This is a genomic window from Streptosporangium sp. NPDC002721 (assembly GCF_042888905.1).
Taxonomy (GTDB): Bacteria; Actinomycetota; Actinomycetes; order Streptosporangiales; family Streptosporangiaceae; genus Streptosporangium.
The window spans coordinates 171,701-197,923 of sequence record NZ_JBIAQI010000020.1 but is presented as its reverse complement, the minus strand read 5'-3'; the positions used below and the strand labels follow the sequence as shown (position 1 = coordinate 197,923).

The 26,223-nt window shown below is 70.6% G+C and carries 22 protein-coding genes and 1 pseudogene; 13 read left to right on the top strand and 10 right to left on the bottom strand.

Translation table 11 applies throughout. The features are described from left to right. Window positions 1-371: 371 nt before the first annotated feature. The 6 genes and pseudogenes from clpB to ACFYWM_RS28360 form a co-directional block, all read right to left on the bottom strand. Window positions 372-2,954: an ATP-dependent chaperone ClpB gene (clpB, locus tag ACFYWM_RS28385; protein ID WP_389919397.1), complete on the bottom strand. Its 2,583-nt coding sequence runs from the start codon at window positions 2,952-2,954 to the stop codon at window positions 372-374. Window positions 2,955-3,134: 180 nt separating this feature from the next. Then, a pseudogene (locus ACFYWM_RS28380) lies at window positions 3,135-3,387 on the bottom strand (heat shock protein transcriptional repressor HspR); the annotation flags it as partial. A 2-nt stretch (window positions 3,388-3,389) separates the two neighbouring features. After that, on the bottom strand, window positions 3,390-4,592 hold the full coding sequence (dnaJ, locus tag ACFYWM_RS28375) for a molecular chaperone DnaJ (protein ID WP_389919395.1): 1,203 nt from the start codon (window positions 4,590-4,592) through the stop codon (window positions 3,390-3,392). 34 nt (window positions 4,593-4,626) lie between these two features. After that, on the bottom strand, window positions 4,627-5,253 hold the full coding sequence (gene grpE, locus ACFYWM_RS28370) for a nucleotide exchange factor GrpE (RefSeq protein WP_389919393.1): 627 nt from the start codon (window positions 5,251-5,253) through the stop codon (window positions 4,627-4,629). A 28-nt stretch (window positions 5,254-5,281) separates the two neighbouring features. Continuing rightward, window positions 5,282-7,156: a molecular chaperone DnaK gene (gene dnaK, locus ACFYWM_RS28365; RefSeq protein ID WP_389919390.1), complete on the bottom strand. Its 1,875-nt coding sequence runs from the start codon at window positions 7,154-7,156 to the stop codon at window positions 5,282-5,284. Between the two features lie 397 nt (window positions 7,157-7,553). Beyond that, entirely contained in the window at window positions 7,554-8,042 is a 489-nt protein-coding gene (locus ACFYWM_RS28360; protein ID WP_389919387.1) for a hypothetical protein, read from the bottom strand. A gap of 190 nt (window positions 8,043-8,232) precedes the next feature. Here ACFYWM_RS28360 and proC point away from each other — a divergent pair, with 190 nt between their 5' ends. From proC to ACFYWM_RS28320, 8 genes are all read left to right on the top strand, one after another. Continuing rightward, on the top strand, window positions 8,233-9,027 hold the full coding sequence (gene proC / locus ACFYWM_RS28355; RefSeq protein ID WP_389919385.1) for a pyrroline-5-carboxylate reductase: 795 nt from the start codon (window positions 8,233-8,235) through the stop codon (window positions 9,025-9,027). A gap of 204 nt (window positions 9,028-9,231) precedes the next feature. After that, window positions 9,232-10,470 carry an MFS transporter gene (locus tag ACFYWM_RS28350; protein WP_389919382.1) on the top strand — a complete coding sequence of 413 codons (1,239 nt, stop codon included), beginning with the start codon at window positions 9,232-9,234 and terminating at the stop codon, window positions 10,468-10,470. 244 nt (window positions 10,471-10,714) lie between these two features. Next, complete coding sequence (locus ACFYWM_RS28345; protein WP_389919380.1) at window positions 10,715-11,878, top strand: acetoin utilization protein AcuC; 1,164 nt, start codon at window positions 10,715-10,717, stop codon at window positions 11,876-11,878. Window positions 11,879-11,925: 47 nt separating this feature from the next. After that, on the top strand, window positions 11,926-12,705 hold the full coding sequence (locus ACFYWM_RS28340; RefSeq protein WP_389919377.1) for a phosphatase: 780 nt from the start codon (window positions 11,926-11,928) through the stop codon (window positions 12,703-12,705). 322 nt (window positions 12,706-13,027) lie between these two features. Next, window positions 13,028-13,231 (top strand): helix-turn-helix domain-containing protein, encoded by a 204-nt coding sequence (locus ACFYWM_RS28335; protein ID WP_012887307.1) that lies wholly within the window; start codon window positions 13,028-13,030, stop codon window positions 13,229-13,231. A 304-nt stretch (window positions 13,232-13,535) separates the two neighbouring features. Then, window positions 13,536-13,634, top strand: coding sequence for a 30S ribosomal protein bS22 (locus ACFYWM_RS28330; protein WP_018654693.1), 99 nt, complete (start codon window positions 13,536-13,538; stop codon window positions 13,632-13,634). 20 nt (window positions 13,635-13,654) lie between these two features. Beyond that, window positions 13,655-14,680, top strand: coding sequence for an NAD-dependent epimerase/dehydratase family protein (locus ACFYWM_RS28325; protein WP_389919375.1), 1,026 nt, complete (start codon window positions 13,655-13,657; stop codon window positions 14,678-14,680). Next, a complete protein-coding gene (locus ACFYWM_RS28320; RefSeq protein ID WP_389919373.1) occupies window positions 14,677-15,729 on the top strand; it encodes a lysophospholipid acyltransferase family protein in 1,053 nt (350 codons plus the stop codon). Before ACFYWM_RS28325 ends, ACFYWM_RS28320 begins: the two co-directional genes overlap by 4 nt. Before the next feature lie 32 nt (window positions 15,730-15,761). Here ACFYWM_RS28320 and ACFYWM_RS28315 read toward each other — a convergent pair whose 3' ends face one another. From ACFYWM_RS28315 to ACFYWM_RS28305, 3 genes are all read right to left on the bottom strand, one after another. Next, the gene (locus tag ACFYWM_RS28315) at window positions 15,762-16,661 is read right to left on the bottom strand and encodes an HAD family hydrolase (RefSeq protein ID WP_389919371.1); all 900 of its coding nucleotides are present in this window, start codon (window positions 16,659-16,661) and stop codon (window positions 15,762-15,764) included. A 268-nt stretch (window positions 16,662-16,929) separates the two neighbouring features. Next, window positions 16,930-17,553 (bottom strand): DUF5667 domain-containing protein, encoded by a 624-nt coding sequence (locus tag ACFYWM_RS28310; RefSeq protein ID WP_389919368.1) that lies wholly within the window; start codon window positions 17,551-17,553, stop codon window positions 16,930-16,932. Window positions 17,554-17,803: 250 nt separating this feature from the next. Next, entirely contained in the window at window positions 17,804-18,448 is a 645-nt protein-coding gene (locus tag ACFYWM_RS28305) for a sigma-70 family RNA polymerase sigma factor (protein WP_389919365.1), read from the bottom strand. A gap of 421 nt (window positions 18,449-18,869) precedes the next feature. On the opposite strand from ACFYWM_RS28305, the gene ACFYWM_RS28300 reads away from it, so the two are divergent. Beyond that, window positions 18,870-20,534 (top strand): antibiotic biosynthesis monooxygenase, encoded by a 1,665-nt coding sequence (locus ACFYWM_RS28300; RefSeq protein WP_389919362.1) that lies wholly within the window; start codon window positions 18,870-18,872, stop codon window positions 20,532-20,534. A gap of 103 nt (window positions 20,535-20,637) precedes the next feature. On the opposite strand, the gene ACFYWM_RS28295 is transcribed toward ACFYWM_RS28300, so the two are convergent. Further along, window positions 20,638-20,895, bottom strand: a complete 258-nt coding sequence (locus tag ACFYWM_RS28295; RefSeq protein WP_350968947.1) for a glutaredoxin family protein — start codon at window positions 20,893-20,895, stop codon at window positions 20,638-20,640. Window positions 20,896-21,168: 273 nt separating this feature from the next. On the opposite strand from ACFYWM_RS28295, the gene ACFYWM_RS28290 reads away from it, so the two are divergent. From ACFYWM_RS28290 to ACFYWM_RS28275, 4 genes are all read left to right on the top strand, one after another. After that, window positions 21,169-21,876: a redox-sensing transcriptional repressor Rex gene (locus ACFYWM_RS28290; RefSeq protein ID WP_362690118.1), complete on the top strand. Its 708-nt coding sequence runs from the start codon at window positions 21,169-21,171 to the stop codon at window positions 21,874-21,876. A 250-nt stretch (window positions 21,877-22,126) separates the two neighbouring features. Further along, window positions 22,127-23,467: a glutamyl-tRNA reductase gene (locus ACFYWM_RS28285; protein ID WP_389919359.1), complete on the top strand. Its 1,341-nt coding sequence runs from the start codon at window positions 22,127-22,129 to the stop codon at window positions 23,465-23,467. Continuing rightward, window positions 23,464-24,384, top strand: coding sequence for a hydroxymethylbilane synthase (hemC, locus tag ACFYWM_RS28280; RefSeq protein ID WP_389919357.1), 921 nt, complete (start codon window positions 23,464-23,466; stop codon window positions 24,382-24,384). Before ACFYWM_RS28285 ends, hemC begins: the two co-directional genes overlap by 4 nt. Further along, window positions 24,381-25,961 (top strand): uroporphyrinogen-III synthase, encoded by a 1,581-nt coding sequence (locus tag ACFYWM_RS28275; protein ID WP_389919354.1) that lies wholly within the window; start codon window positions 24,381-24,383, stop codon window positions 25,959-25,961. Before hemC ends, ACFYWM_RS28275 begins: the two co-directional genes overlap by 4 nt. Window positions 25,962-26,223: the final 262 nt, after the last annotated feature.

Here is a 26,223-nt window from a genome sequence, read left to right as displayed (position 1 = left end):
GGGGGGGGGCGTGGGGGGGTGGGGGGGCGGGGCCACCCTCGGGGTGGGGGGGGCCGCCCCCCCCCCCCCGGGCCCCCCCGGGGGGCCCCTTACCCCCCCCCCCGGGGGGCCCCCCCGCGGCCCCCCCCCCCACCTCCGCCGACGCCGGAGAGACCATCGTCAGGCCGGCACCGACAGTGAGCACCGCCATCGCGAGGATTCCTCGGACGTTCCGTGATGAGTTCGACATGCGCATCCCCCTGTTGCGTTCGGTAATCCGATGGAAACCGAACGTAACAGGGGGGTCTCGCCCAGGGGCGGGCTTAGCCCAATGGTGGTCAAGCCATTACCGGGCTCCGCCCGGTCGCCGCCCGGTCGCCGTCCGGCCGTCGTCAGGTCCTCACCGGGCCGATGACCAGGGAGTCGTTCGTCTCGTCGAGGTCGACCAGCACCTCGTCGCCGTCCTGGACCTCGCCGGAGAGCACCTCCTTGGCCAGCTTGTCGCCGATCGCGGACTGGACGAGGCGGCGGAGCGGGCGCGCGCCGTACAGCGGGTCGTAGCCCGTCAGCGCCAGCCAGTCGCGGGCCGCCGGGGTCACGGTCAGTATGAGCCGCCGGTCCGCCAGGCGCCTGGCCAGGTGGAGCACCTGCAGGTCCACGATCCTGGACAGCTCCTCGGTGCCGAGCGCGTCGAACTGGATCACGTCGTCGAGCCGGTTGAGGAACTCCGGCTTGAACGAGCTCCTGACCGCGGCCATCACGGCGGTCCGCTGGGCCTCCTTCGCCATGCCCGGGTCCACCAGGAACTGCGAGCCGATGTTGGAGGTGAGGATCAGGATCACGTTGCGGAAGTCGACCGTCCGGCCCTGCCCGTCGGTGAGCCGGCCGTCGTCGAGCACCTGGAGCAGGATGTCGAAGACCTCCGGGTGGGCCTTCTCGACCTCGTCCAGCAGCACCACGCCGTAGGGCCTGCGCCGCACGGCCTCGGTGAGCTGCCCGCCCTCCTCGTAGCCGATGTAGCCGGGAGGGGCGCCCACCAGGCGCGCGACGCTGTGCTTCTCGCCGTACTCGCTCATGTCGATGCGGACCATCGCCCGCTCGTCGTCGAACAGGAAGTCCGCGAGCGCCTTGGCCAGCTCCGTCTTGCCGACGCCGGTCGGGCCGAGGAACAGGAAGCTGCCGGTCGGCCGGTCCGGGTCGGAGATGCCCGCCCGCGCCCGCCGTACGGCGTCGGAGACCGCCTCGACCGCCTGCCGCTGGCCGATCAGCCGCCTGCCGAGCTCCTCCTCCATACGGAGCAGCTTGGCGGTCTCGCCCTCAAGGAGCCGGCCCGCGGGGATGCCGGTCCACGAGGAGATCACCTGGGCGATGTCGTCGGAGCCGACCTCCTCCTTGACCATGGCGTCCTCGGGCTGGGCGGCCTTGCTGGCCTCGGCGAGCTCGGCCTCCAGCTTGGGCACCTCGGCGTACATCAGCCGCGAGGCGGCCTCGAAGTCGCCGTCGCGCTGCGCGCGCTCGGCGGCGCTCCGCACCTCGTCGATCTGCTTCTTCAGGTCGCCGACCCGGTTGAGCCCCGCCTTCTCCCGCTCCCAGCGGCCGACCAGGGCGTTGAGGTCCTCCTGGCGGTCGGCGAGCTCCTTGCGGAGCCGCTCCAGCCGCTGCAGGCTGCCCTCGTCGGTCTCCTTGGCGAGCGCCAGCTCCTCCATCTTCATCCGGTCGACGTTGCGCTGGAGCTGGTCGATCTCCACCGGACGGGAGTCGATCTCCATGCGGAGCCGCGAGGCCGCCTCGTCGACGAGGTCGATCGCCTTGTCGGGCAGGAAGCGGGAGGTGATGTAGCGGTCGGAGAGCGCGGCGGCGGCCACGAGCGCGCCGTCGGAGATCTGGACCTGGTGGTGGGCCTCGTAGCGGCCCTTGAGGCCGCGCAGGATGGCGATGGTGTCCTCGACGGTGGGCTCGCCCACGTAGACCTGCTGGAAGCGCCGCTCCAGCGCGGGGTCCTTCTCGATGCGCTCGCGGTACTCGTCCAGCGTGGTCGCGCCGATCATCCGCAGCTCGCCGCGGGCCAGCATGGGCTTGAGCATGTTGCCCGCGTCCATCGCGCCCTCGGCGGCACCCGCGCCGACCATGGTGTGCAGCTCGTCGATGAAGGTGACGACCTGGCCGTCGCTCTCCTTGATCTCGCCGAGCACCGCCTTGAGACGCTCCTCGAACTCGCCGCGGAACTTGGCGCCGGCGACCATCGCACTGAGGTCGAGCGCGATCAGGCGCTTGTCGCGCAGGCTGGAGGGGACGTCGCCCGCGACGATCCGCTGGGCCAACCCCTCCACGACCGCGGTCTTGCCGACCCCGGGCTCGCCGATGAGCACCGGGTTGTTCTTCGTACGGCGGCTGAGCACCTGGATGACGCGCCGGATCTCCGAGTCGCGGCCGATCACCGGGTCGAGCTTGCCCGCCCTGGCCCGCTCGGTCAGGTCGATCCCGTACTTCTCCAGCGCCTGGTAGGTGTCCTCGGGCGTCTCGCTGGTCACCCTGGCGTGCCCGCGAACCTTCTCGAAGGCGTCGAGCAGCGCGTTCGGGTTCGCGCCGTTCGCCTTGAGCAGCGTGGCGACCGGGCCGCCGTCGGCGGCGAGACCTACCAGCAGGTGCTCGGTCGAGACGTAGTCGTCCTCAAGACCGCGCGCCCGCTGGGCCGCGGTGTTCATCACGGTGAGGAGCTGCCGGGAGCTCGACGGGGCGCTGACCGTGGAGCCCTGCGCCTTCGGCAGGGCCGCGAGCTGCTTCTCGGCCTCGACCCGCAGCTGCTTCCAGTCGGCGCCCACCGCTTCGAGCAGGGGTACGGCGGTGCCGCCGGTCTGGGCGAGCAGCGCGGTGAACAGATGCGCGGGAGCGACCTCGGGGTTGCCCTCGGCGGCCGCCCGCCTGATGGCGGAGGAGACCGCCGCCTGGCTCTTCTGGGTGAGCTTGTAGTCCATGCTTGTCAGGCCTCACTCGAAAGTGCTGTGTCGATGGCGACGCCGGCCCGGCGCGTCCCCCGGACGCGGGACGTGGGACGGAGTCTCAGGCGGGGGGCAGCTGGTACTGGATGAGCGCGCGGATCATGTTCATCTCCGCGCGCAGGCGGTGGTTCTCGTCACGCAGGCGCAGGGCCTCCGTCTCGAGGACCAGGATGCGTTTGATGCCCGCGAGGTTGATGCCCTCCTCCTGGGAGAGCCGCTGGACCTCGCGGAGCATCACGATGTCGCGGGTGGAGTACAGGCGTCCGCGGCCGGCCGTCCGGCCCGGGCTGACCAGGCCGAGACGGTCGTACTGGCGCAGGGTCTGCGGGTGCAGGCCCGACAGCTGGGCGGCCACCGAGATCACGTAGACGGGTGTGTCGTCCGACAGATCGAAATAGTTGGCTTCCATGGCTACTCGCTTCTGGCCAGTTCGATCAGGTCCGCCCGCGGGTCACCACCCGAGGTGGCGTCGCGGAACTCCTCAAGGGCGCCCCTCGCCTTGTCCTCCAGCTTCTGCGGCACCAGGACCTCGATCGTGGCGAGCAGGTCGCCCTTGGTGCCGTCCTTGCGGGCCACGCCCCTGCCGCGCACCCGGAAGGTGCGGCCGTTGGGGGTGCCCTCGGGGATGCGCAGCGTGACCGGCAGCCCCTTCAGGATCGGCACCTTGATCTCGGCGCCCAGCGCGGCCTCGGTGAAGGTCACCGGGACGGTGACCGTCAGGTTCTCGCCCGTCCTGCCGAACACGGGGTGCGGCTTGACGTGGATCAGGACGTAGAGGTCACCGGCCGGACCGCCGTTCTCGCCGGGCGCGCCCTTGGCCTTGATCTTGATGCGCTGGTTGTCGCCGACCCCCGCGGGGATGCGGGCCTGGATCGTACGGGTGCTCTTGCCCCGCCCGCTCCCGTCGCACACCGGGCACGGGTCGTCCACCAGCAGGCCGCGGCCCTTGCAGTCGCGGCACGGCTCGGAGAAGGCGAAGTTGCCGAGGTTGCGGCTGGCCGCCCCGGTGCCCTCGCAGGTCGGGCAGACCCGCGGGACGGTGCCGGCCTTGGCGCCGGTGCCCCCGCAGCCGGAGCACGCGGAGGAACTGGTCAGGCGGAGCGACACCGTGGTGCCCTCCACCGCCTCGGAGAAGGAGAGCGTGACCTCGGACTCGATGTCCTGGCCGCGCCGCGCCCTGGTCGTCGTCCCCCCGGGGCGGCTCGCGCCGCCCCGGTTGAAGAGCCCGCCGAAGATGTCGCCGATGCGCTCCCCGGCGCCGCTCTGCTGCTGTTGCTGGCCGGTCCCCCCGAACAGGTCCCCCAGGTCGAACGGGAAACCACCCCCGCGCTGGGCGCCCCCCGCCCCCGGGAAGCCGCCGACGCCCGATCCGAACAGCGTCCGCGCCTCGTCGTACTCCTTGCGGCGCTTGGTGTCGGAGAGGATGTCGTACGCCTCCGAGACCTCCTTGAACCTGGCGGTGCTCTCGGAGGTCGCCGAGCTTCCGGGGTTGGCGTCCGGGTGATACTTCCTGGCCAGCTTCCGGTACGCCTTCTTGATCTCATCGGCCGTAGCGCTCTTCGGCACACCAAGGACGGCGTAGTAGTCCTTCTCCAGGTAGTCCTTGGTGCTCATCTACGTTCCTTCTCAGAGATCAGATGTGGGGGTGTCAGTTGTCGTCCGCGGCGGGCTCTTCTGGCTCCGCGACCGCGACGCGCGCGGGGCGGAGCACTCGCTCGCCGATCCGGTAACCGGGCTGCAGGATCTCCACGCAGGTCGGCTCCGTGACGTCGGGGGAGTAGCTGTGCATCAGAGCCTCGTGCACCGTCGGGTCGAACGGCTCGCCCTTGGCGCCGAAGGTGCTCAGCCCCAGCTTCCCGGTGGCCGCCTCCAGTGATTCGCTCACCTTGGCGAAGCCGCCGGTCAGCTCCCCGTGGTCACGGGCCCGGCCGATGTCGTCGAGGACCGGCAGCAGCTCGGCCAGCACGCCGGCCACCGCCTGCTCCCTGACCGCGACCCGGTCCCGCTCGACCCGCTTGCGATAGTTGGAATACTCGGCCTGAAGGCGCTGCAGGTCCGCGGTGCGCTCGGCGAGCTGGGTGGCCAGCTCGATCGAGGCCAGGTCGGACGCCAGGGAGGACGACGACGTGTCGGCCGCCTGCTCCCTGTCGTTCTGACCCGTCTGACCCGCGGCCTCGGCCGGGCCCGTCTCGCGTACCTGCCCCGTCTCCGGGTCGATCTTCCGGTTGTCGCGGATCACCGGCTCCTCCTCGGAACCGTTCTCGCGCGTGCTCACGCTGGTGCTCCCCTCGGCTTTCCGCCCGTCACTTGGCGTCGTTGTCGCGCTTCGGCTCGTCGTCCACGATCTCGGCCTCGACCACGTCGTCGTCGGCCTTCTGACCGCCGTCGGCGGCGTCGGCGCCGGGAGCGCCGGTCGGGGTCTCCGACGCCTGCGCCTGGGCGTAGATGGCGGAGCCCATCTTCTGGCTGACCGTGGCGAGCTTCTCCGCGGAGGCGCGGATCACGGACGAGTCGGTGCCCTCCAGAGCCTTCTTGAGCTCGGTGACGGCCTCGTTGACCTCGTTCTTGATGTCGTCCGGGACCTTCTCGGCGTTCTCGCCGAGGAACTTCTCGGTCTGGTAGACGAGCGAGTCGGCGTTGTTGCGCGTCTCGGCCTCTTCGCGGCGGTTCTTGTCCTCTTCGGCGTAGGACTCGGCCTCGCGCATCATGCGCTCGATGTCGTCCTTCGGCAGCGCGGAGCCGCCGGTGATCGTCATCGTCTGCTCCTTGCCGGTGCCGAGGTCCTTGGCGGAGACGTTGACGATGCCGTTGGCGTCGATGTCGAAGGTGACCTCGATCTGCGGGATGCCGCGCGGCGCCGGGGCGATGCCGGTCAGCTCGAAGGTGGCCAGCTTCTTGTTGTACGCGGCGATCTCGCGCTCGCCCTGGTAGACCTGGATCTGCACCGACGGCTGGTTGTCCTCGGCCGTGGTGAAGACCTCGGAGCGCTTGGTCGGGATCGTGGTGTTGCGCTCGATGATCTTGGTGAAGATCCCGCCCTTGGTCTCGATGCCCAGGCTCAGCGGGGTCACGTCGAGCAGCAGGACGTCCTTGACCTCGCCCTTGAGCACGCCGGCCTGCAGGGCGGCGCCGATGGCCACGACCTCGTCCGGGTTGACGCCCTTGTTGGGCTCCTGGCCGCCGGTGAGCTCCTTGACGAGCTCGGCCACGGCGGGCATACGGGTCGAGCCGCCGACGAGCACCACGTGGGCGATGTCGGAGACCTTGATCCCGGCGTCCTTGACGACCTGGTTGAACGGGCCCTTGCAGCGCTCGAGGAGGTCGGAGGTGATCCGCTGGAACTCGGCGCGGGTGAGCTTCTCCTCCAGGTGGAGGGGACCCTCGGCCGAGGCGGTGATGTAGGGAAGGTTGATGGAGGTCTCCGACTGGCTGGAGAGCTCGATCTTGGCCTTCTCCGCGGCCTCGCGCAGGCGCTGCAGCGCCATCTTGTCCTTGGTCAGGTCGACGCCGTGCGCGTTCTTGAACCGGTTGGCCAGCTCGTCCACGACGCGCTGGTCCCAGTCGTCGCCACCGAGGTGGTTGTCGCCGCTGGTGGCCTTGACCTCGACGAAGCCGTGGCCGTCCTCCTGGCCGACGTCGAGCAGGGACACGTCGAAGGTGCCGCCGCCGAGGTCGAAGACGAGGATGGTCTCGTCCTTCTCCTTGTCGAGGCCGTACGCCAGCGCGGCGGCGGTGGGCTCGTTGATGATGCGCAGCACGTTCAGGCCGGCGATGGTGCCGGCCTCCTGGGTGGCCTGGCGCTGGGCGTCGTTGAAGTAGGCGGGAACGGTGATCACCGCGTCGGTGATCTTCTCGCCCAGGTAGGCTTCGGCGTCCTGCTTCAGCTTCTGCAGCACGAAGGCGCTGATCTGCTGCGGGTTGGACTTCTTGCCGTCGATCTCGACGGACCAGTTGGTGCCCATCTCGCGCTTGACCGAGCGAATCGTCCGGTCGACGTTGGTGACGGCCTGCCGCTTGGCGACCTCTCCGACGAGGACCTCGCCGTTCTTCGCGAACGCGACCACGGACGGCGTGGTCCGCGAACCCTGGGCGTTGGCGATGACGGTGGGCTCACCGCCCTCAAGAATCGAGACGACGGAGTTGGTCGTCCCCAGGTCGATACCTACCGCACGTGCCATGAGTACGTCCTTGTAGTCAAAGTTGAGTCGATGAGACTCATAGTGGAACCTCGTGTGAGGTTTGTCAAACGACTTGAGTCTATTGGGCTCAACCCTCGGCCGTGCGGGGGCATTCCCGATTCCGGGAAAACACGGTGATGGTCGTATCCCCTCCGACGAGGGAGGGCGCGCGATCGTTCCCGGACGGTGACCGGGTTCGCGACCCGACGTCCGGCCGCAGGCGGGGTCTTGGAGTGGGGGCTCGGGGCGGGTCCTTGACACAGGGCCTTGGAGTCTTGGAGTGGGTCCTCGGGGCGGGGCTTTGACACGGGGCCTTGGAGTGGCTCCTCGGAACGCGCGAGAGCCGCCCGCCGGGGCGTTGCTCCGGCGGGCGGCTCTTGGCGGGGGTCTGTCCTACCTAGCGGGAGCCGTCGACCACCTTGCGGGCGCCGAGGGGCTTCTTGAGCTTGACGGTCGTCACCTTCTGGATGGCGATCTCGATGCAGGCGACGTTCTGGGCCTTGCTGCTCGGGCCCTCCCAGAGGGTGACGGTCACCCGCTTGGAGGTCTCGCGCACGGTGACCCGGTCGAGCACGTTGCACGGCTCCACCCCGGACCACCAGGTGATCCGCAGGCTCCGGCCGTCCTTCGACGGCTTGGCCTTCAGCCATCTGACCTTGCGGGGGTTGTCGGTGTGCCCCTCGGGCTTCGTCGGCTTGGGGGCACCGCTCGTGGGCTCGCTCCGGGGGGCCACGCTGTGGCCCGCGGGCTCGGAGGGGCCGCCGGGGACTGAGGTGGCCTGGCTCACCGGCCGCGAGGGGTCGGCGGCGGTGACCGTGGCGCTGGGTTCGGCGCCGCAGCCCAGCGCCAGCAGGAGGCTTCCGGCCAGGATAGAGGTCGCGATCATACGCATACCCCTAAGACGGATCGGGGTCCGAAGAGGTTCAGGAGACTCTGACATCGCGCTGCCGGACCTCCCTTCCCGCCGGTGTACGTCCACGATCGCGCGTCGGCGGCGACCGTCATGAGAAATGATTCCCCGGTGACGGGGCCGATAGGCTGCGGGGAGTTCCGATACACGATTTCGAGGTGCTCACATGATCGCGATTCTCGGCACCGGCAAGATGGGGGAAGCCCTGCTGTCCGGGCTGCTCAGGGCCGGTTTCAAGCCGGGCGACGTGATCGCGACGGCGCGGCGCGCCGAGCGGGGCCGGGCCCTCGCGGAGCGGTACGGCGTGCGGGTGGCCTCCAACGCCGAGGCGGCCAAGGACGCCGACACGATCATTCTCGCGGTCAAGCCTCAGGACATGGGGTCCCTGCTCGCCGAGATCGCGGGGCACATCCCGGCCGACCGCCTGGTCGTCTCGGCGGCGGCGGGCATCACGACCTCGTTCGTCGAGGCGCGGCTCGGCGCCGAGATCCCGGTGGTCCGGGTCATGTCCAACACGCCGGTGCTGGTCGACGAGGCGATGAGCGTGATCTCCGCGGGCGCGCACGCCTCCGAGGAGCACCTCAGGCGGGCCGAGGCCCTGTTCAGCCCGGTCGGCAAGGTGCTGCGCATCCCCGAGTCGCAGCAGGACGCGGCCACGGCCCTGTCGGGCAGCGGTCCCGCCTACTTCTTCTACCTGGTCGAGGCCATGGTCGACGCCGGAATCCTGCTCGGCATGCCCCGCGCCGCCGCCCTCGACATGGTCACCCAGTCGATCGTCGGGGCGGCGATCATGCTCCGTGACTCGGGGGAGCACCCGGTGATCCTCCGCGAGGCGGTCACCTCGCCGGGCGGCACCACCATCGCGGCCATCGCCGAGCTGGAGCGGCACAGCGTCCGCGCCGCCTTCCTGGCCGCCATCGAGGCCGCCAGGGACCGGGGACGCCAGCTCGCCGAGGGCTGAGCCGGGGGCCGGGCCGAGAGCCGGTCCGGGGGCTGAGCCAAGGGCCTAGCCGAGAGCCGGTCCGGAGGCTGAGCCAAGGGCTGGGCCGAGAGCCGATCCGGAGGCCGGGCCGGGCCGGGCCGAGAGCTGAGCCCACCCCCTCTATTAGGAAACTTTCCTGCATAGGGCATCATCTCCCACGGAACCCGGGGAGATGAGGCGATCGTGGAGCAGGCCGTATCGGCTGGCAGGCAGGATGAGCAGGCCGGGCCCGCCGTCTGGACGCGGAGCTTCCTGCTCTTCTTCACCGCCAGGTCGGTCTCCATGCTCGGGGCCGCGATGGTCCCGTTCGCGACGGCGGTGGGCGTGGGCGGGCTCGGCTACGGCCCCACGGGGGTGGGGCTGGCGCTGGCCGCGTGGATGGCGCCCTTCGCGGTGCTCATCCTGTTCGGCGGGGTCTTCGCCGACAGGTTCACGCCGCGCCGCATGATGATCGGCGCCGACACGGTCCGGGTGGTGAGCCAGGGGGTCAGCGCGGCGCTGTTCGTCTTCGGCAGGCCGGAGCTCTGGCAGATCCTCGTCATCTCCGCGATCAACGGCGTCGCCGCCGCGATGTACCAGCCCGGCGTCTCCAGCACGGTCCCGCGCGTGGCACGGGACGTGCAGAAGGCCAACGCCACCCTACGCGTCTCCGAGTCGATCATGCTGCTGGCCGGTCCGGGCGTGGCCGGGGCCATCGTGGGCTTCTCCGGGGTCGGCGTCGTCTTCGCGATCGACGCCACGGGGTTCGCCGTCAGCGCGGTGTGCCTGCTCCTCCTGCGCCTGCCGGTGGTGGCCGGGCCGGTCGCCGAGCGGTCGATGTGGCACAACCTGCGCGGGGGGTGGCAGGAGTTCCGCTCCAGGACCTGGATGTGGTCGGTGATCCTGGTCTGGGCGGTCTTCGGCGTCACGCTGTTCGGCCCGATGATCCCGCTGGGCTCGGTGCTGATCAGCGAGCGGCTCGGCGAGACCGCCTACGGCCTGGTCATGTCCGCCTCCGGCGCGGGCACCATCGTCGGCGGCCTGGTCGCCATGCGGGTCCGTCCGGGACGGCCGCTGATGGCCGGCGCGATCGGCCTGTTCGGGTTCGCCCTGGAGCCGCTCTCCATCGCCGTGGCGTCGCCGGCCGCGGTCCTGATGGCCGCGCACGTGATCGGCGGCGCGGGATGGGCGTTCTGGTCGGTCATGTGGGCCACGAGCATCCAGACCCAGGTCCCGGCGGAGGCGCTCAACCGGGTCACCGCGTACGAGGTGGCCGGCTCGACCCTGTTCATCCCGATCGGCCAGGTGCTCGCCGGGCCGGTGGCCGGGCTCGTGGGAGCGCCGCAGCTGCTGACCGGGTCCTCGATCGTGGCGGTCGCCGGGTGCGCCGCCCTCCTGCTGGTCCCCGCCGTCAGGGGACTGCGCCGGGTCTCCTCCGTCTGAACCCGCCTGACCTGTTTGACCTCCCCGCGGGGGTACGGCCATTCCGGGGACGTCCGGGCCGCTGACGCGGCCTGCCAAACGTGCTCGTTAATAGCAATAAATCGGGATATTGCGCTGAGATGAAAACGGGCTCGTCCTCCGAGACGGCTGCGTAAACGCCATTCCGTACACGTGCGGTAACGTCGATCCGGGAGCAGGAAGATCGGCCGTGACGCGCGGCGTCGCGACCAGACAGGGAGTGCGCATGAGCCGGTCCGTGCGGGTTGTCTGGGACGATGCGCTCACCTCGTACGACTTCGGCCCGGGGCACCCGCTCGCGCCCGTGCGGGTCGAGCTGACCATGGCGCTGGCCAGGGAGCTCGGCGTGCTGGACCGGGTGGAGATGGCGGGCTGCGTCCCCGCCACCGACGACGAGCTGGCGCTCGTCCACGAGCGCGACTACATCGAGGCCGTCAAACGGGTCTCCGCCACCGGACGGCCCGAGGTGGCCTACGGGATCGGCACCACGGACAATCCCGCCTTCCCCGGCGTCCACGAGGCGTCCGCGCTGATCACCGGCGCCAGCCTGGCCGCCGCCCGCGCGGTGTGGAGCGGCGAGGCCGAGCACGCGGTCAACGTCGCGGGCGGCCTGCACCACGCGATGGCCTCCGCGGCGAGCGGCTTCTGCGTCTACAACGACCCGGGCGCGGCGATCGCCTGGCTGCTGGCCCAGGGGGCGTCCAGGATCGCCTACGTGGACGTGGACGTGCACCACGGCGACGGCGTGCAGGCGCTGTTCTACGACGACCCCAGGGTTCTCACCATCAGCCTCCACGAGAGCCCACGCACCCTCTTCCCCGGCACGGGGTTCCCCGAGGAGCGCGGCGCGGAGGGCACCGCGGTCAATGTGGCCCTGCCCGCCGGATGCGGCGACAGTGGCTGGCTCAGGGCCTTCCACGCGGTGGTCCCGCCACTGCTGCGGGAGTTCGCCCCCGACGTCCTGGTCACCCAGCACGGCTGCGACAGCCACGCCCTCGATCCGCTGGCCAATCTCATGCTCAGCCTGGACGGCCAGCGGGCCGCGTACGCGGCGCTGCACGAGCTGGCCCACGAGACCGCGGGCGGGCGGTGGATCGTGACCGGCGGCGGGGGGTACGAGCTGGTGCAGGTCGTCCCCCGGGCGTGGACCCACCTGATCGCCGAGGTGGCGGGCCACCCCCTCGACCCCGGGACCGCCACTCCCGAGGCGTGGCGTACGTTCGTCAAGGAACGGACCAACCAGACGGCGCCGCTCACGCTGACCGACGGCAGAGATCCGGAATTTCGCGATTTCTCCACGGGTTATGACCCAGCAGACCCGATCGACCGGGCCATCATGGCGACGAGAAACGCCGTCTTCCCCTTCCACGGGCTCGACCCCCTCCCGTGACACACGGCCCGTACACAGGTCTGCCGGCAAACTGGACTGAGGAACCGATGACGCGCGCTGAGCTTCGTGAGCACCTGATCCGGACCCGGATCGCCGGTGACGTGGCGACCAGCCGGGAGAACAACCTGGACCACTACCGGTCGCTGTCCAACCGTGATCCGCACTACATGTTCGGGCTGACGATGGACGGCGCCTGGTCCTACCGGGACGTGCTGGAGCTGATGGCCAAGTCGGCGGGGGTCGTGGCCGATCCCAGGCACCGGGAGGGACAGGACACCATCGACCCCGACCGCACGATCGAGGCGGTCGAGAAGATGGGCGACACGATCGCCGGGGTGCTCCGGGGGGAGAACCCCAGGGTCCTGATCGCCACCGGGCACCCCACCGGCCTGCTCACCATCCACATGGCCGTGGGCCGGATGCTCAGGGCGCGCGGCGTGACCCTGATGGCCCCGGCCGAGGGCTGGTCTTACTGGGGCAGCGGGTTCGGCCGCAGGCGCAAGATCCGCTATCTGGACGACGTCGCGATGCTCGACGACAAGGGCGCCTTCGTGCACACCCACGACCCCGCCCCGATGCGTGCCATGATCGCCGAGCTGGGCGCGGACCGTCCCGACCTGGTGATCGCCGACCACGGCTGGGCCGGGGCGGCGGGCGAGGCGGGCATCCTCACGGTGGGGTTCGCCGACAGCAACGACCCCGCCCTCTTCGTCGGGGAGGCCGAGGGCAAGATCGCGGTCACCGTCCCGCTCGATGACAACGTGCTACCGAGGTATTACGAACCGCTGACGAACCACCTGGTCGAGAGGGTCGTGCGAGCCCTCTGAGACGAGGGATGCGCAAATTAGGACATCCCTATACGGGCATTTCGCGCCTGCATTCCACGCACCTCGCCGACCGTTTGCCAACTTTTTGGTGATTGTGGGCGACTCTAATGGGAGACAGTTGGTCCGTTCCAAGATCAATGCGAGGGGCACGGTCCGGCTGCTGGCCAGCGATTTCAGCTGTTTCGCTGACGCGGGACTCCGAAGGCTGAGAAAATAGGGGGTTTGCGTGACAGGGGTCCCGACTTACGCTGACGGCAGTACACGTGCGTGAGCAATGGCACCAGTGGGGATAACCCGGATACACGTGCGGAAGAGGCGTCCGATGGGTGCAGGCGAAAGACCTCTCAGCGAGGTGAAGTTCCTGACGGTGGCAGAAGTGGCCACTGTCATGAGGGTGTCCAAGATGACTGTGTACCGACTCGTGCATTCGGGCGAGCTGCCGGCCATCCGGGTCGGTCGATCCTTCCGGGTGCCGGAGCAGGCGGTTCACGATTATCTGAGGGATGCCTACATCGAGGCAGGTTGAGACAGGGTGGGCTCGACGCGTCGAGCCGAGCGGCCGGGGGGAACGATCCGGCCGTGAGGTGAGCCAAGCGCGCCGAGCGCTCGTGGTCTGCTCCTTCCGGTCTGACCGGGACACGATTTCCGGTACGACCGCCGAAGAGCCGGCCCCTGTCTCGTCGGGGTAGCGACGTGGTCGCCACGTCGTGAGTTCATGCGCCCGGGGTCCCCCCAGGGGCGATCTACCGTGGATCGCCGGTAGTCTGTTGTGCCGGTGTGCTCTCGCGCACCGGTTCGACATTCTCGGCTACCAGCTACCTGGGGGTCCCGTGGGCTCTGTGATCAAGAAGCGCCGTAAGCGCATGGCGAAGAAGAAGCACCGCAAGCTTCTCAAGAAGACCCGCATCCAGCGGCGTAACAAGAAGTAGCGCGGATCTGCGAGGCGCCGATGACCCACACCGTGCTTGTCACCGGGGTCTCGCGCCACATCGGCGCCCGAGTGGCGAGCGTTCTCGCGGATGACCCGGACATCGACCGGGTCATCGGAGTGGATACGGTGCCGCCGCCCTCGCTCTCACGTGATGGCGGCGTACCTCTCGGCCGGACGGAGTTCGTCCGCGTCGACCTGCGCAGCCCCGACATCGCCCAGGTGATCGCGGCCGCCGACATCGACACCGTCGTTCACATGAGTCTGGTGAGCGCTCCTCCCAGGAGCGGCGGCCGCGCGCTGATGAAGGAGCACAACGTCATCGGCACCATGCAGTTGCTCGGTGCCTGTCAGCGGTCCGCGACGGTCCGCCGCGTCGTCGTGCGCTCGACCACCGCCGTCTACGGTTCCTCCCCGCACGACCCCGCGGTCTTCACCGAGGACGCCGAGCCGGGAGAGCCGCCGAGCCGTGGTTACGCCAAGGACGCCTCCGAGGTGGAGGGGTATGTCCGGGGCTTCGCCAGGCGGCGCCGCGACGTGACCGTGTCGACGCTCAGGTTCGCCAACTTCATGGGACCAGGCGTCGACTCACCGCTGACGCGTTACTTCACCCAGCCCCTCCTGCCGACCGTGCTCGGGTTCGACCCGCGGCTGCAGTTCGTCCACGAGGACGACGCGGTCGAGGTGCTGCGGCGGACGGCGATGGAGGACCACCCCGGCACGTTCAACGTGGCCGGAGACGGCGTGCTGCTCCTGTCGCAGTGCGCGCGCAGGGCGGGCCTGCTCCCGATGCCCGTCCCCTCGCCCGTCTTCCGCTTCATGGGCGACCTCGCCCGGAGCGCGGGACTGGTCGGGTTCTCCACCGAGCAACTCCGCCTGATGTGCCACGGGCGCGTGGTCGACACCACCGCGCTGTCCGCGGCGCTCGGCTGGAGGCCGAAGTTCTCCACCGCGTCCGCCTTCGCAGACTTCCTCCGCGCGCGTGACCTGGCCGGAGGCCTTCCCGCCGCCCTGCTGGACATGGTGTCCCGGCCGGTGACGGGGTGAGCGAGGCGGTGGACGGCGGCGGGGACGCCGAGGTGATCCCCATCACCAGGACCCAGGCCTCCCGCGAACACCTCTCCGCCGCGTCCGGCGAATCCTTTTCCGGCACGTCCCACGCCACGTCCGGCGGACCTTTCTCCGATACGTCCCACGCCACGTCCGGCGGACCTTTCCCCCGTACGCCCCATGCCACGTCCGGTGAGGAGGACGACGATCGCCGGCTGGCCGAGCTGCTCGCCTTCCTGCGCCGCCGGGTGACCGGAGACTACGAGGTCGACGAGTTCGGGTTCGACCCCGAGCTCACCGACAGGGTGCTGCTGGAGCTGATCCGCCCGCTGTACCGCCACTGGTTCCGCACCGAGACCGTGGGCATGCACAACGTGCCCGGCGACTCCGGAGCCCTGATCGTGGCCAACCACTCGGGCACCGTCCCGCTCGACGGGCTCATGCTGCAGGTGGCCCTGTACGACGACCACCCGGGCCGTCGCGCGCTCCGACTTCTGGGGGCCGACCTGGTCTACCGGCTCCCGGTGCTCGGCCACCTGTCACGCAAGACCGGCCACACCCTCGCCTGCCGCGAGGACGCCGACCGGCTGCTCCGCAAGGGCGAGGTCGTCGGCGTCTTCCCCGAGGGTTTCAAGGGGGTCGGCAAGCCGTTCTCCGACCGCTACCGGCTGCAGCGCTTCGGCCGGGGCGGCTTCGTCGCCTCCGCCATCCGCGCGGGCGTGCCGATCGTGCCCTGCGCCATCGTGGGCGCTGAGGAGATCTACCCCAAGATCGGTGACCTGCGGACCCTGGCCAGGGTGCTCGGCCTTCCCTACCTGCCGGTCACGCCGCTGTTCCCCTGGCTCGGGCCCCTGGGGCTGGTCCCGCTCCCGTCGAAGTGGATGATCGGCTTCGGCGAGCCGATCCGCACCGACGAGCTCGACCCCGCCGACGCCGACGACCCCATGCTGGTCTTCAACCTCACCGACCAGGTCAGGGAGGTCGTCCAGCAGCAGCTCGACGAGCTCCGGCTCAGGCGCGGCCACGCCTTCCCGCCCTTCTTCTGACCCCCCGGCCTCACGGCGAGAGAGGCGAGAGATCAGCGGCTGGAACGGTAGTAGCGGCGCAGTGCGACGGCGGCGGCGATGCCGCCCGCGACGGCTCCGGCGCCCGCCGCGATGGGCAGGCCGATCATGGTCGCCTTGCGTCCCGTACGGAAGTCCTTGATGTCCCAGCTGTTCTGCCGGGCGAACTCGCGCAGCTCGGCGTCCGGGTTGATCGCGGTGGCGTGGCCGACGAGGGAGAGCAGGGGCAGGTCGTTGGCCGAGTCGCTGTAGGCGGAGCAGCGCGACAGGTCGAGCCCCTCCCTGCGGGCCAGCGCCCTGACGGCCTCGGCCTTGGCGGGACCGTGGAGCAGGTCGCCGACCAGGCGGCCGGTGTAGACGCCGTTCTCGGTCTCGGCGACGGTGCCGAGCGCGCCGGTCAGGCCGAGGCGCTGGGCGATCACCCTGGCGAGCTCCACCGGGGTCGCGGTGACCAGCCAGACCCGCTGGCCCGCGTCGAGGTGTGCCTGCGCGATGGCGCGGGTGCCCGCCCAGATGCGGTCCGCCATCACCTCGTCGTAGATCTCCTCGCCGAGCCGGACGATCTCCTCGACCTTGCTGCCCGCGACGAACGCCAGCGCGGTCTCCCTGGCCTCGTCGATGTGCGCGGGGTTCTCGTCGCCGCGGATCCGGAAGACCAACTGGCCCATCGCGAACCTGAACAGATCCTTGCTGGTGAACAGGCCCCGGGAGGCGAGGCCGCGGGCGAAGTGGTAGATGGAGGCGCCGCGCATCATGGTGTTGTCGACGTCGAAGAAGGCGGCGGACACCGGGTCGGGCGCGGCCATCGGCATCGCCACGGCGGCCGCGGCGGCGACCTCGCCCGCCGCGACCTCACCGACCGTCGCCCGCCTGGCCGTCTCCGCTTCGTCCCGCCGTCGTAGTAGCCGCCTCATAGCACCTCAGCTTAACCGGGACAGAGGGGTGAGATCGGTAGCGTCGGTATGAGCCGGACGTGACGTTTCGGCGTCGTACGACATCACGCGTGCCGGGCGTGGCCGGGGGCCGGATTCCGTTGGCACGGTCGGGACGCGAGTGCGTCAACGCCGGGACCGTCGGCGGTGAGCGGAACCGGAAGGCGGGTTCCGGTGGTCACGGTCCGGGACGGGACCGTTCGCGGTGGTACGGGTCCGGGAAGGCGAGAGCGGTCCCGTCCCGGACCGGCTACTCAGGTGGGGCCAGGCCCTCGATGTAGTTGAGGTAGACGTGGGCCTTGCGCTGGTTCTCCGCGCCCATTTTGGGGATCATCCCGGCGATCTGGGTGCGCTGTTTCTGGACGAAGCGCTTGAGCTCCTTGGCGCTCGCGGAGTCGCGGCGCCGCATCTGCCGCAGGGAGGTCACCGCGGAGCGCGTGGTGTCCTCCATGGCCTGGAGGGTCTCGCCGATCACGTCCTCACGCTCTCCCGCGCCCTCTCCGGAGCCCAGGAGTTCCTTGACCTCGCGGGCGCGGGTCTCGGCGTAGCCGAAGGAGCGGTCGGCCCGTTCGGCGTCGTCGCTGCTCAGGTGGAACAGCGTCCTCTCGGCGGCGCGCTTGAGGGGGTAGAAGGTGTCGCCGGGCATCGACCGGTAGGTCCACACGCCGGAGACCAGCATCGAGGCCACCATGGCGATGCTCAGCAACTGGGGGAACAGCCCCACGCGGGATCTCCGCCGGGAGTGGCGGGGGCCCGCCGGCCGCCGCTCGGGGACGTCGTCCTCCCCGGGGGGAGACTGCGTGAGCTGCTCGCGGAGCCTGGCGTTGAACTCGGGCCGGGGGGTGGCCGCCATGCGGGCGCCGAGTCGTGACACGCGATCCTGAATGCGCGCCTGCGACCTCCGAGAGAATCCGGGCAGCCACTTCCCCATGAACGCTCCCTGCCGCCCCCAGCTCATGATCCATCGGTGTCACTTGCCTAACGACGACTCGGCACGGCAGGTTACGCGTCGCACGGCATCGGCATGGGAACATCGTTTCGGACGTGGCGGTCGCGGCGGGGAGACGACGACCCGGTGTCAGCTTCGGCTTCGCCTCGGTTTCGGCTTCGCCTCGGTTTCGGCTTCAGCCGAGGTCCGAGGGCAGCGCGCGGGCCAGGGCGCGGATCGCGCGGAACTGGAGCGCCTTGATGGCGCCGCTCTTCTTGCCCATGATGAGCGCGGTCTCCGCCAGTGACATGCCGTGCAGGAAGCGCAGCACCACGCACTCCTGCTGCTCGGGACCGAGGTCGCGGACGGCGGTGAGCACCCGATCGCTGATCATCGCGGTGACGACGGCGTTCTCCGGGATGTGCGGGCCGTCGAGCGGGGTGTCGATCACCTCGGCCGTCGTGACCTCAAGGCGGTACCTGCCGGACTTGAAGTGATCGGTGATCAGGTTCCTCGCGATGGTCACGAGCCAGGCCCCGAAATCACGCCCTTGCCACGTGAAGTCCGTGATCCGGCGGAGCGCGCGGAGAAAGGTCTCGCTCGTGAGATCCTCGGCCAGCGGGTGTGAGCCGACCCGGAAGTAGACGTAGCGGTACACCAGGGTGAGGTAACGATCGTAGAGCGTGCCAAAAGCATCCGTGTCTCCGGTTTTGGCACGCAAAACGAGCCTCCGGAGTTCTTCGGAGGCATCCTCACGCACGGTGAGGTCATTGCTGCGGACGGGCTGGGCTACCCCCACTGTCGTGGGGAGGTGCCCTGCGAGCGGCCACGTTTCAGGCATCCGGTATCCCTGAGGGGAGGGGGTACGGCGTGCTCGATCACTCTAGAAATGAACGGGTAATTGCACAATCCACTTCGAAGCGTCGTGACTGGGGGTAACCGCCGGATACGGTGTGGGGTCGGTTGTTTCTGACCGGCTCCGGTAGCCCGCCAAGGGTTCGGCTACCGGTTGGGGGGTAATGTCCGGCAGCATTGGAGACACCATGGAAGTCCTCGTCGCTGTCATCGCCTTCGCCGGTGCATTGCTCGCAGCCATCGCCACCGGTGCTCTCGTCAGTCGCCTCCGGAGTGAGCCCAAAGGCTGGCTGATCGCCTGGAGCATCACGACGGCGTCTCTCTCCGTCTCACTCGCAGTAATCGCCACCGGTTACCTGATCGGGTTTGGGTCGGGCACGTTCCGTATTTACCAACTGACCGGATCCATGCTGGCGCCCCTGTGGCTCGCCGTCGGGGTCATCCAGTTGCTGGCCAGGAAGAGCACGGCCAGGTTCTCCTCCTGGCTCCTGGGGATCGCCCTCACCGTCATCGCCACGGTGATCCTCGCGGTCGACCCGATCCTGCAGGAGAAGGACTTCGCCAAGGTCCTCCCGCTGGGCAGCCGCCACTGGAACCTGCCCCCGGCCTACCTGCTCGGGGCCGTCCACGTGATCGTCGCGCTCGCGCTGCTGGGCGGGCTGCTGCTGGCGGTCCTGCGCTGGCGCGGCGGTGACGACTACGACGCCGACAACATGCACGCACTCCTGGTGCTCGCCCCCACGGGCCTCGCCCTCGTCGGAGCCGTCAGCTTCGCGGTGCCCGGCATGTTCACCGCGCTCCTGCTCTTCGTCACGGCCGCCGCGGTCTGGTACGCCATGCTCCGCCCGCTCGCGCCCTACGAGGACGACGATGACGACGACGCGGACGACGAGTGGGAGGACCGCCCCCCGAGGCCGAGCCGCCCCGAGTACCAGCCCCGCGACGTGCAGGTCGCCGGGCGCCGCGTGACCCCGGAGAGCCCTCCCGCCCGCGCCCTGGCCGAGGAGACACCCCGCCGCTCCGGCCTCGGTGATCTCGTGGCCGAGTACCGCGCGGGCGAGCAGGACGTCGACTACGCTGCGCGCATGCGGCAGCAACCCTCCCCGCCCGACGACAGGTTCGGCGGCCCCGCCACGGGGATGTTCATGGCGGGCGAGTACGGCATGCCGCCCGCCGACCAGCCGCCCGGCGGTGACCCCGGCAGGCGCGGCGGTGATCCCGGCAGGCAGCCGCCGCCGGTCACCGGCCAGTTCGGCATGCCGGGCGTGCCCGGCCCCGCGACCGGTGAGTACAACATCCCGGCCAACGAGTTCGGCAGGCACGGCGCCCCCGGTTCCGGCAGGTCCGCAGGGCCTGGCACCGGCGAGTTCGGCATGCCGGGAGGCACGGACGAGTTCGGCAGGCCCGGAGGAACCGGTGAGTTCGGCAGGCCCGTGGGTCCCGGCGCCGGTGAGTTCGGCAGGTCCGCGGGCCCCGGCACGGGTGAGTTCGGCATGCCGGGCGCGCCCGGTGCCGGCAGGCCGGGCAGCCTCCAGCCCATGCCCGCCGACCAGGCCTTCGGCGGCGCGCCCTCACCGGGGGCCGAGCAGGGGCGCGGGGGCTCCAGGGGCTACGACCGGGGCGGCTCCCCGGGCTACGACCAGGCGTTCGGCGCCACCCCCTCGACCGGTGCCATGTATCCGGGCGGGCCGGGAATTCCGGGCGGTGCGGGTGACCCGCAGGGCGGCTCGAACCGTCCCTCGCCGAGCATCTTCGGCCTGCTGACCGTCTTCACCCTGCTCGACGGCACCGGGGAGAGGTTCGACCGGCTCGCGGACGAGACCGTCGAGGCGGTGCGCCGCTCCGAGCCCGACACGCTCGTCTACACCTGCCACTCGGTGAAGTCGGCGCCGCTCCAGCGCATCGTCTACGAGCTCTACCGGGACGAGGTCGCCTACGGCGACCACCAGCGCCAGCCCCACACGCAGCGCTTCGTCACCGAGCGCCAGGCGATGGTGCTCGCCACCAATGTGATCGAACTCACCGTGAACGCCGCAAAGGTGATGCCGCTCCCGACCGCCTTCAGGTCGTGAGCGCGGCGCGGGTGGTCCGCCGGCTGGCCACCCGCGCGGACCTCAGGCGTCGAGGGCGGCGGCGGGCGTGACCTCGGCGAAGACCTGGCCACCCGCGTGGCCCTCAGGCGTCGGGGGCGCCGAGGGCGGCGCGCAGGCGGTTCTCGTCCACGCGCCAGAAGTCGTGCTGCACCCCGTCGACGAGGGTGACCGGGATCATCTCCCAGTAGCGGGCCTGGTCCTCCTCGGAGGCCGTGATGTCGCGCTCCTCCCACGGGACGCCGAGGTCCGCGGCGACCCGCTCGATCACCGCCCGCGCGTCGTCGCACAGGTGGCAACCGGGTTTGCCGAGCAGGGTGATGCGATGGTCTCGCGGTGACATGACCGCCACGGTAGCCGAACCGCGGCCGAGGGCGGGGGTCCGGTCCGGCGGCATCGAGGAACCGGTGACGGCGGGGCCCGTACCCGCTGAATACGCAGGTCAGTGGCCTGACGAGGGGGCGGACGACGGGCCGGCGGGGGACGCGGCCAAGATTGTGAACACTCACTTTGTGCATCGGTTCACAAAAGGACTAACCTGAATGACAGTGGTTTCACCTCGTCATCCGTCGCGTCCGGGCCGCGCCGGCCGCCTGTCCCCCTGGAGTTCCGGCACGTGATCCGCCGTCTGTCCCAAGCCCGCGAACGCGGCATCCCCGAGGCGACCGTCGCCCGGCTGCCGCTCTATCTGCGAGCGCTGAACGGCATGGCCGAGCGTGGCCTGGCGACCGTGAGCTCGGAGGACCTGGCCGTCGCGGCGGGCGTCAACTCGGCCAAGCTTCGCAAGGATCTCTCCCACCTGGGGTCGTACGGCACCCGCGGGGTCGGCTACGACGTCGAGTACCTCATCTACCAGATCTCCCGTGAGCTGGGTCTCACCCAGGACTGGGCCGTGGCCATCGTCGGAGTGGGTAACCTCGGGCGTGCGCTCGCCAACTACGGCGGGTTCGTCTCCCGCGGGTTCAGGGTCGCGGCGCTGCTGGACGCCGACCCCGAAGTGGTGGGCGACCACATCGCGGGATTGAATGTGGAGCACATCGACGAGCTGGAGGCCGTGATAAGACGGCGGGGAGTGTCGATCGTGGTGCTCGCGACACCGGCCGTGGCGGCCCAGCAGGTGGCCGACCGGGTCGTCGCCGTAGGGGTCACCAGCATCCTGAACTTCGCCCCCGTCGTCCTTTCCGTGCCAGAAGGCGTCGATATCCGTAAAGTCGACCTATCGATTGAATTGCAGATCCTGGCGTTCCATGAGCAGCGCAAGGCGGATCGGATGAGTGGGGGGCCCGCGATGGCCGAGGAGTGGCCCGAGGCGGTGGACTTGTGAAGAGGCACGGCGCACGAGCCGACGGGCACGGCATCTCCCGACTTTCCCGGACGACCCCGACGAGCACCATGAACATTGCACGTATGAGGACGAATACGGAGACGGGGAGCACAGGCACGGCGATCATGAGCAGGGTGACCAGTAGTGCGGCGAGCGCCGCGTCCCCGGCCGGCCGTCTCCCCTCCCCGAGCTCTCGGGGCTCCCGAAGCCCCGGAGCCCGCGGGGGCGGCCGGAAGGCGGGAGAGGGCCGATGAGCGTTCTCGTCGTCGGCCTGAGCCACCGGACGGCACCGGTGGCCCTGCTGGAGCGGGTCTCCGTCTCCGGTGAGTCGCTGGTGAAGCTGCTGCGGGACGTCCAGCAGGACGTCCACGTCGCCGAGACCATGATCGTCTCGACGTGCAACCGGGTCGAGATCTACGCCGAGGTCGACCGGTTCCACGCCGCGGTGACCTCGCTCTCCCGGCTGCTCAGCACCCACTCCGGCGTCTCCATGGAGCAGCTGGTCTCCCACCTCTACGTGCACTACGAGGACCGCGCCGTCGAGCACCTGTTCTCGGTCGGCTCCGGCCTCGACTCGATGGTCCTGGGCGAGGGGCAGATCCTCGGCCAGGTGCGCTCGGCGCTCAGGCTCGCCCAGGAGGAGGGCACCCTCGGCCCGGCGCTCAACGAGCTCGTCCAGCAGTCGCTGCGGGTGGGCAAGCGGTCGCACACCGAGACCGGCATCGACCGGGCGGGCGCCTCGCTCGTCGGCGTGGGGCTCACCCTCGCCGAGCGTACCCTCGGCCCCCTCCAGGGGAGGCGGGCCCTGGTGGTGGGCGCGGGCTCGATGAGCGCCCTGTCGGCCGCGACCCTGCAGCGGGCGGGCGTCACCGACATCGTGGTGGTCAACCGGACCCACGACCGCGCCGTACGGCTGGCGCAGACGGTCGGCGGCAGGGCCGCCGCGTTCGGCGACCTGGCGGCCGAGCTGGCGGAGGCCGATCTGGTCATCTCCTGCACCGGCGCCACCGACGTGGTCATCACGGCCGACATGGTGACCCCCCGCGAGACGTTCCTGCTGGACCTGGCCCTGCCGCACGACATCGACCCCGCCGTACGGCGGCTGCCCGGTGTGACGCTGGTCGACCTGGAGTCCATGCAGGAGGGCGAGGCCGACGCCGGCACCGACGACGGCGGTCGCGCCGAGGCGGTCACCGCCGTGCGCGGCATCGTCGCCGAGGAGGTCACCGCCTACCTGTCGGCCGAGCGCGCCGCGCGCGTCACGCCGACCGTGGTGGCGCTGCGGAGCAAGGCTGCCCAGGTGGTCGAGGCGGAGCTCGGGCGGCTCGCCGCGCGGCTCCCCGATCTTGAGGGGCGCGTCAGGGACGAGGTCGGCCAGACCGTCAGGCGCGTGGTCGACAAGCTGCTCCACGAGCCCACCGTGCGCGTCAAGCAGCTGGCGGAGTCGCCGGCGGGCGATCATTACGCCGAGGCGCTGCGCGAGCTGTTCAATCTTGACCCGAAGGTGCCCGAAGCGGTGCGGCGCATCGAGACGATCGACGCCGGGCCGGGTAAGAACACCGAGCCGAGCAAGAAGGAGGCAGGCCTGTGAGCAGCGTTTCCCCTCCGCTCCGGCTGGGCACCAGGCGGAGCGTCATGGCCACGACGCAGTCGGGCCTGGTCGCCGCCCGCCTCACCGAGCTGACCGGCGCGGCCGTCGAGCTGGTCGGCGTCACCACCTTCGGGGACGTGACCAAGGCCGACCTCACGCAGCTCGGTGGCACGGGTGTCTTCGTCAGCGCGCTGCGCGACAAGCTGATCGAGGGCGAGATCGACCTCGCGGTGCACTCGCTGAAGGACCTGCCCACCACGCCCGACCCGCGCGTGGTCATCGCGGCGATCCCGCCGCGCGACGACCCCAGGGACGCCCTGGTGAGCGTCGCCAAGCTGGCCGACCTGCAGCCCGGCGCGAAGATCGGCACGGGTTCCCCGCGCCGGATCGCTCAGCTCAGGACGATCCGCCCTGATCTTGACTACGTGCCCATCCGCGGCAACGCGGACACCCGCATCGGCAAGGTGACCTCCGGCCAGCTGCAGGGGGTCGTGCTCGCCGCCGCCGGGCTCGGACGGCTGGGCCGCGAGGCCGAGATCTCCCAGGTCTTCGAGGTCGAGGAGATGCTGCCCGCGCCCGGCCAGGGCGCGCTGGCCGTGGAGTGCCGCTCCGACCGCTCCGACCTGATCGAGTTGCTGGGCGTGCTCGACGACCCGCGCACCCGCGCCGCGGTCACCGCGGAGCGCGCGGTGCTCAACGCCCTGGAGGCGGGGTGCGCCGCCCCGGTGGGCGCGTACTCGGCCGAGAGCGGGTCCGACCTGATCCTTACCGCCGCTGTCGTCGCCGTCGACGGCAGGCGCGCGGTGCGCAAGTCCGCCGCCGGAAGCTCTTCCGCGCCCACGGATCTCGGCCGCGACCTCGCGGCCGAGATGATCGCGGAGGGGGCCGGCACGTTGATAGGGGAGCGAGCACATTGAGCTCCGGAAGTACCACCTTCGAGCGCCCTTCCGGGTTCGTCGCCTTCGTCGGCGCCGGCCCCGGTGACGCGGGCCTGCTCACGCTGCGCGGCGCCGACCTGCTTTCCAAGGCGGACGTCGTCATCCTCGACCGGGAGGCGTACGGCCCGCTGCTGCGCCACTGCCGCGAGGGCGTCGACGTCGTCGACGTGGCCGAGGACGGCGCCGTCTCGCTGAAGGCCGTCAAGACCGCCAAGGGCGGCAGCGCCGTCGTGCGGCTGTGCGCGGGCGACCCGATGTTCTTCTCCTCGATCACCGAGGAGGTCGCGGCCTGCGCCAAGGCGGAGGTGGACTTCGAGATCGTGCCCGGCGTGCCGCCGGCGACGGCGGTGCTCACCTACGCGGGGATCCCCGCCGCGGTGTCGGTGCCCGAGTTCCGGGTCGTGGACGCGACCCAGATCGACGACTGGTCGGCGTACGCCACCGGGGCGGGCACCCTGGTGATCTACAACGGCGTCGCGGAGGCCGTGCCGATCGGCAAGGCGCTGGTCGCGGCGGGCCGGCCCGACTCGACGCCCGTGGCGGTCAGCGGCGCGGGCACCACCACCGAGCAGCACACCGTGGTGACCACGCTGGGCAGGCTCGCGCCCGACCTCAAGCACGCGGGGATGACCGAGCCCGCGCTGATCGTGGTCGGCGAGGCCGTCGGCATGCGCGACCGGCTGTCGTGGTTCGAGACCAAGCCGCTGTTCGGCTGGCGGGTGCTCGTGCCCAGGACCAAGGAGCAGTCGGCCGGCCTGGTCGAGCAGCTGCGCTCGTACGGCGCGGTGCCCGAGGAGGTCCCCACGATCTCCGTCGAGCCGCCGCGCACCCCGCAGCAGATGGACCGCGCGATCAAGGGCCTGGTCACCGGACGCTACGAGTGGGTGGCCTTCACCAGCGCGAACGCGGTCAAGGCCGTACGCGAGAAGTTCGAGGAGTACGGCCTGGACGCCCGCGCGTTCGCCGGGCTCAAGGTCGCGGCCGTGGGAGACAGCACGGCGCGGGCGCTGGTGAGCTTCGGCGTGAAGCCCGACCTGATGCCGTCCGGCGAGCAGTCGTCGGAGGGCCTGCTGGCCGAGTGGCCCCCGTACGACTCGATGCTCGACCCGATCAACCGGGTGCTGCTGCCGCGCGCCGACATCGCGACCGAGACGCTCGTGGCCGGGCTGACCGAGCTGGGCTGGGAGTGCGACGACGTGACCGCCTACCGGACCGTCCGCGCCGCGCCGCCGCCCGCCCCGACCCGCGAGGCCATCAAGGGCGGCGGGTTCGACGCGGTGCTGTTCACCTCGTCGAGCACCGTCCGCAACCTGGTGGGCATCGCGGGCAAGCCGCACAACGTCACGGTCATCGCCGTGATCGGCCCGCAGACCGCGAAGACCGCCGAGGAGTTCGGGCTCCGCGTCGACGTGATGGCCGACAAACCCTCGGCTTCCGCCCTCGCGGCGGCGCTGGCGGAGTATGGTGCCAAGCAGCGGCAGGCGGCCGTGATGGCGGGGGACGTCCCCCGCAGGCCCTCGCAGACCCGGCGGGGTGCCCGGCGCCGCGCCAAGTGACCTCGAAACGCTTCAGGTGACCTTGAGACGCGCCAAGTGACCTCGAAACGCTTCAAGTGACCTTGAGACGCGCCGAGTAACCTTGGAGGTGACGCCCGCCCGCGCACGACGGGCGGGCGGGCCGCGTTCGACGGCCCCGGGCGAGCGCCACGGGGCGTGACCGTCGTCGCGATGATCGGTACTGCGGTCGGCGCCGCGTCACACGCCGACCGGCGTCGCGCCGCGTCGAGCGGCGAGCCATGAACACACGACCGAGCTCCTC

Coding starts and splice junctions, on each gene's coding strand:
- clpB (WP_389919397.1), bottom strand. CDS start 2,954: ATGGACTACAAGCTCACCCAGAAGAGCCAGGCGGCGGTCTCCTCCGCC.
- dnaJ (WP_389919395.1), bottom strand. CDS start 4,592: ATGAGCACCAAGGACTACCTGGAGAAGGACTACTACGCCGTCCTTGGT.
- dnaK (WP_389919390.1), bottom strand. CDS start 7,156: ATGGCACGTGCGGTAGGTATCGACCTGGGGACGACCAACTCCGTCGTC.
- ACFYWM_RS28360 (WP_389919387.1), bottom strand. CDS start 8,042: ATGATCGCGACCTCTATCCTGGCCGGAAGCCTCCTGCTGGCGCTGGGC.
- proC (WP_389919385.1), top strand. CDS start 8,233: ATGATCGCGATTCTCGGCACCGGCAAGATGGGGGAAGCCCTGCTGTCC.
- ACFYWM_RS28345 (WP_389919380.1), top strand. CDS start 10,715: ATGAGCCGGTCCGTGCGGGTTGTCTGGGACGATGCGCTCACCTCGTAC.
- ACFYWM_RS28340 (WP_389919377.1), top strand. CDS start 11,926: ATGACGCGCGCTGAGCTTCGTGAGCACCTGATCCGGACCCGGATCGCC.
- ACFYWM_RS28335 (WP_012887307.1), top strand. CDS start 13,028: ATGGGTGCAGGCGAAAGACCTCTCAGCGAGGTGAAGTTCCTGACGGTG.
- ACFYWM_RS28325 (WP_389919375.1), top strand. CDS start 13,655: ATGACCCACACCGTGCTTGTCACCGGGGTCTCGCGCCACATCGGCGCC.
- ACFYWM_RS28315 (WP_389919371.1), bottom strand. CDS start 16,661: ATGAGGCGGCTACTACGACGGCGGGACGAAGCGGAGACGGCCAGGCGG.
- ACFYWM_RS28305 (WP_389919365.1), bottom strand. CDS start 18,448: ATGCCTGAAACGTGGCCGCTCGCAGGGCACCTCCCCACGACAGTGGGG.
- ACFYWM_RS28300 (WP_389919362.1), top strand. CDS start 18,870: ATGCTGGCGCCCCTGTGGCTCGCCGTCGGGGTCATCCAGTTGCTGGCC.
- ACFYWM_RS28295 (WP_350968947.1), bottom strand. CDS start 20,895: ATGTCACCGCGAGACCATCGCATCACCCTGCTCGGCAAACCCGGTTGC.
- ACFYWM_RS28285 (WP_389919359.1), top strand. CDS start 22,127: ATGAGCGTTCTCGTCGTCGGCCTGAGCCACCGGACGGCACCGGTGGCC.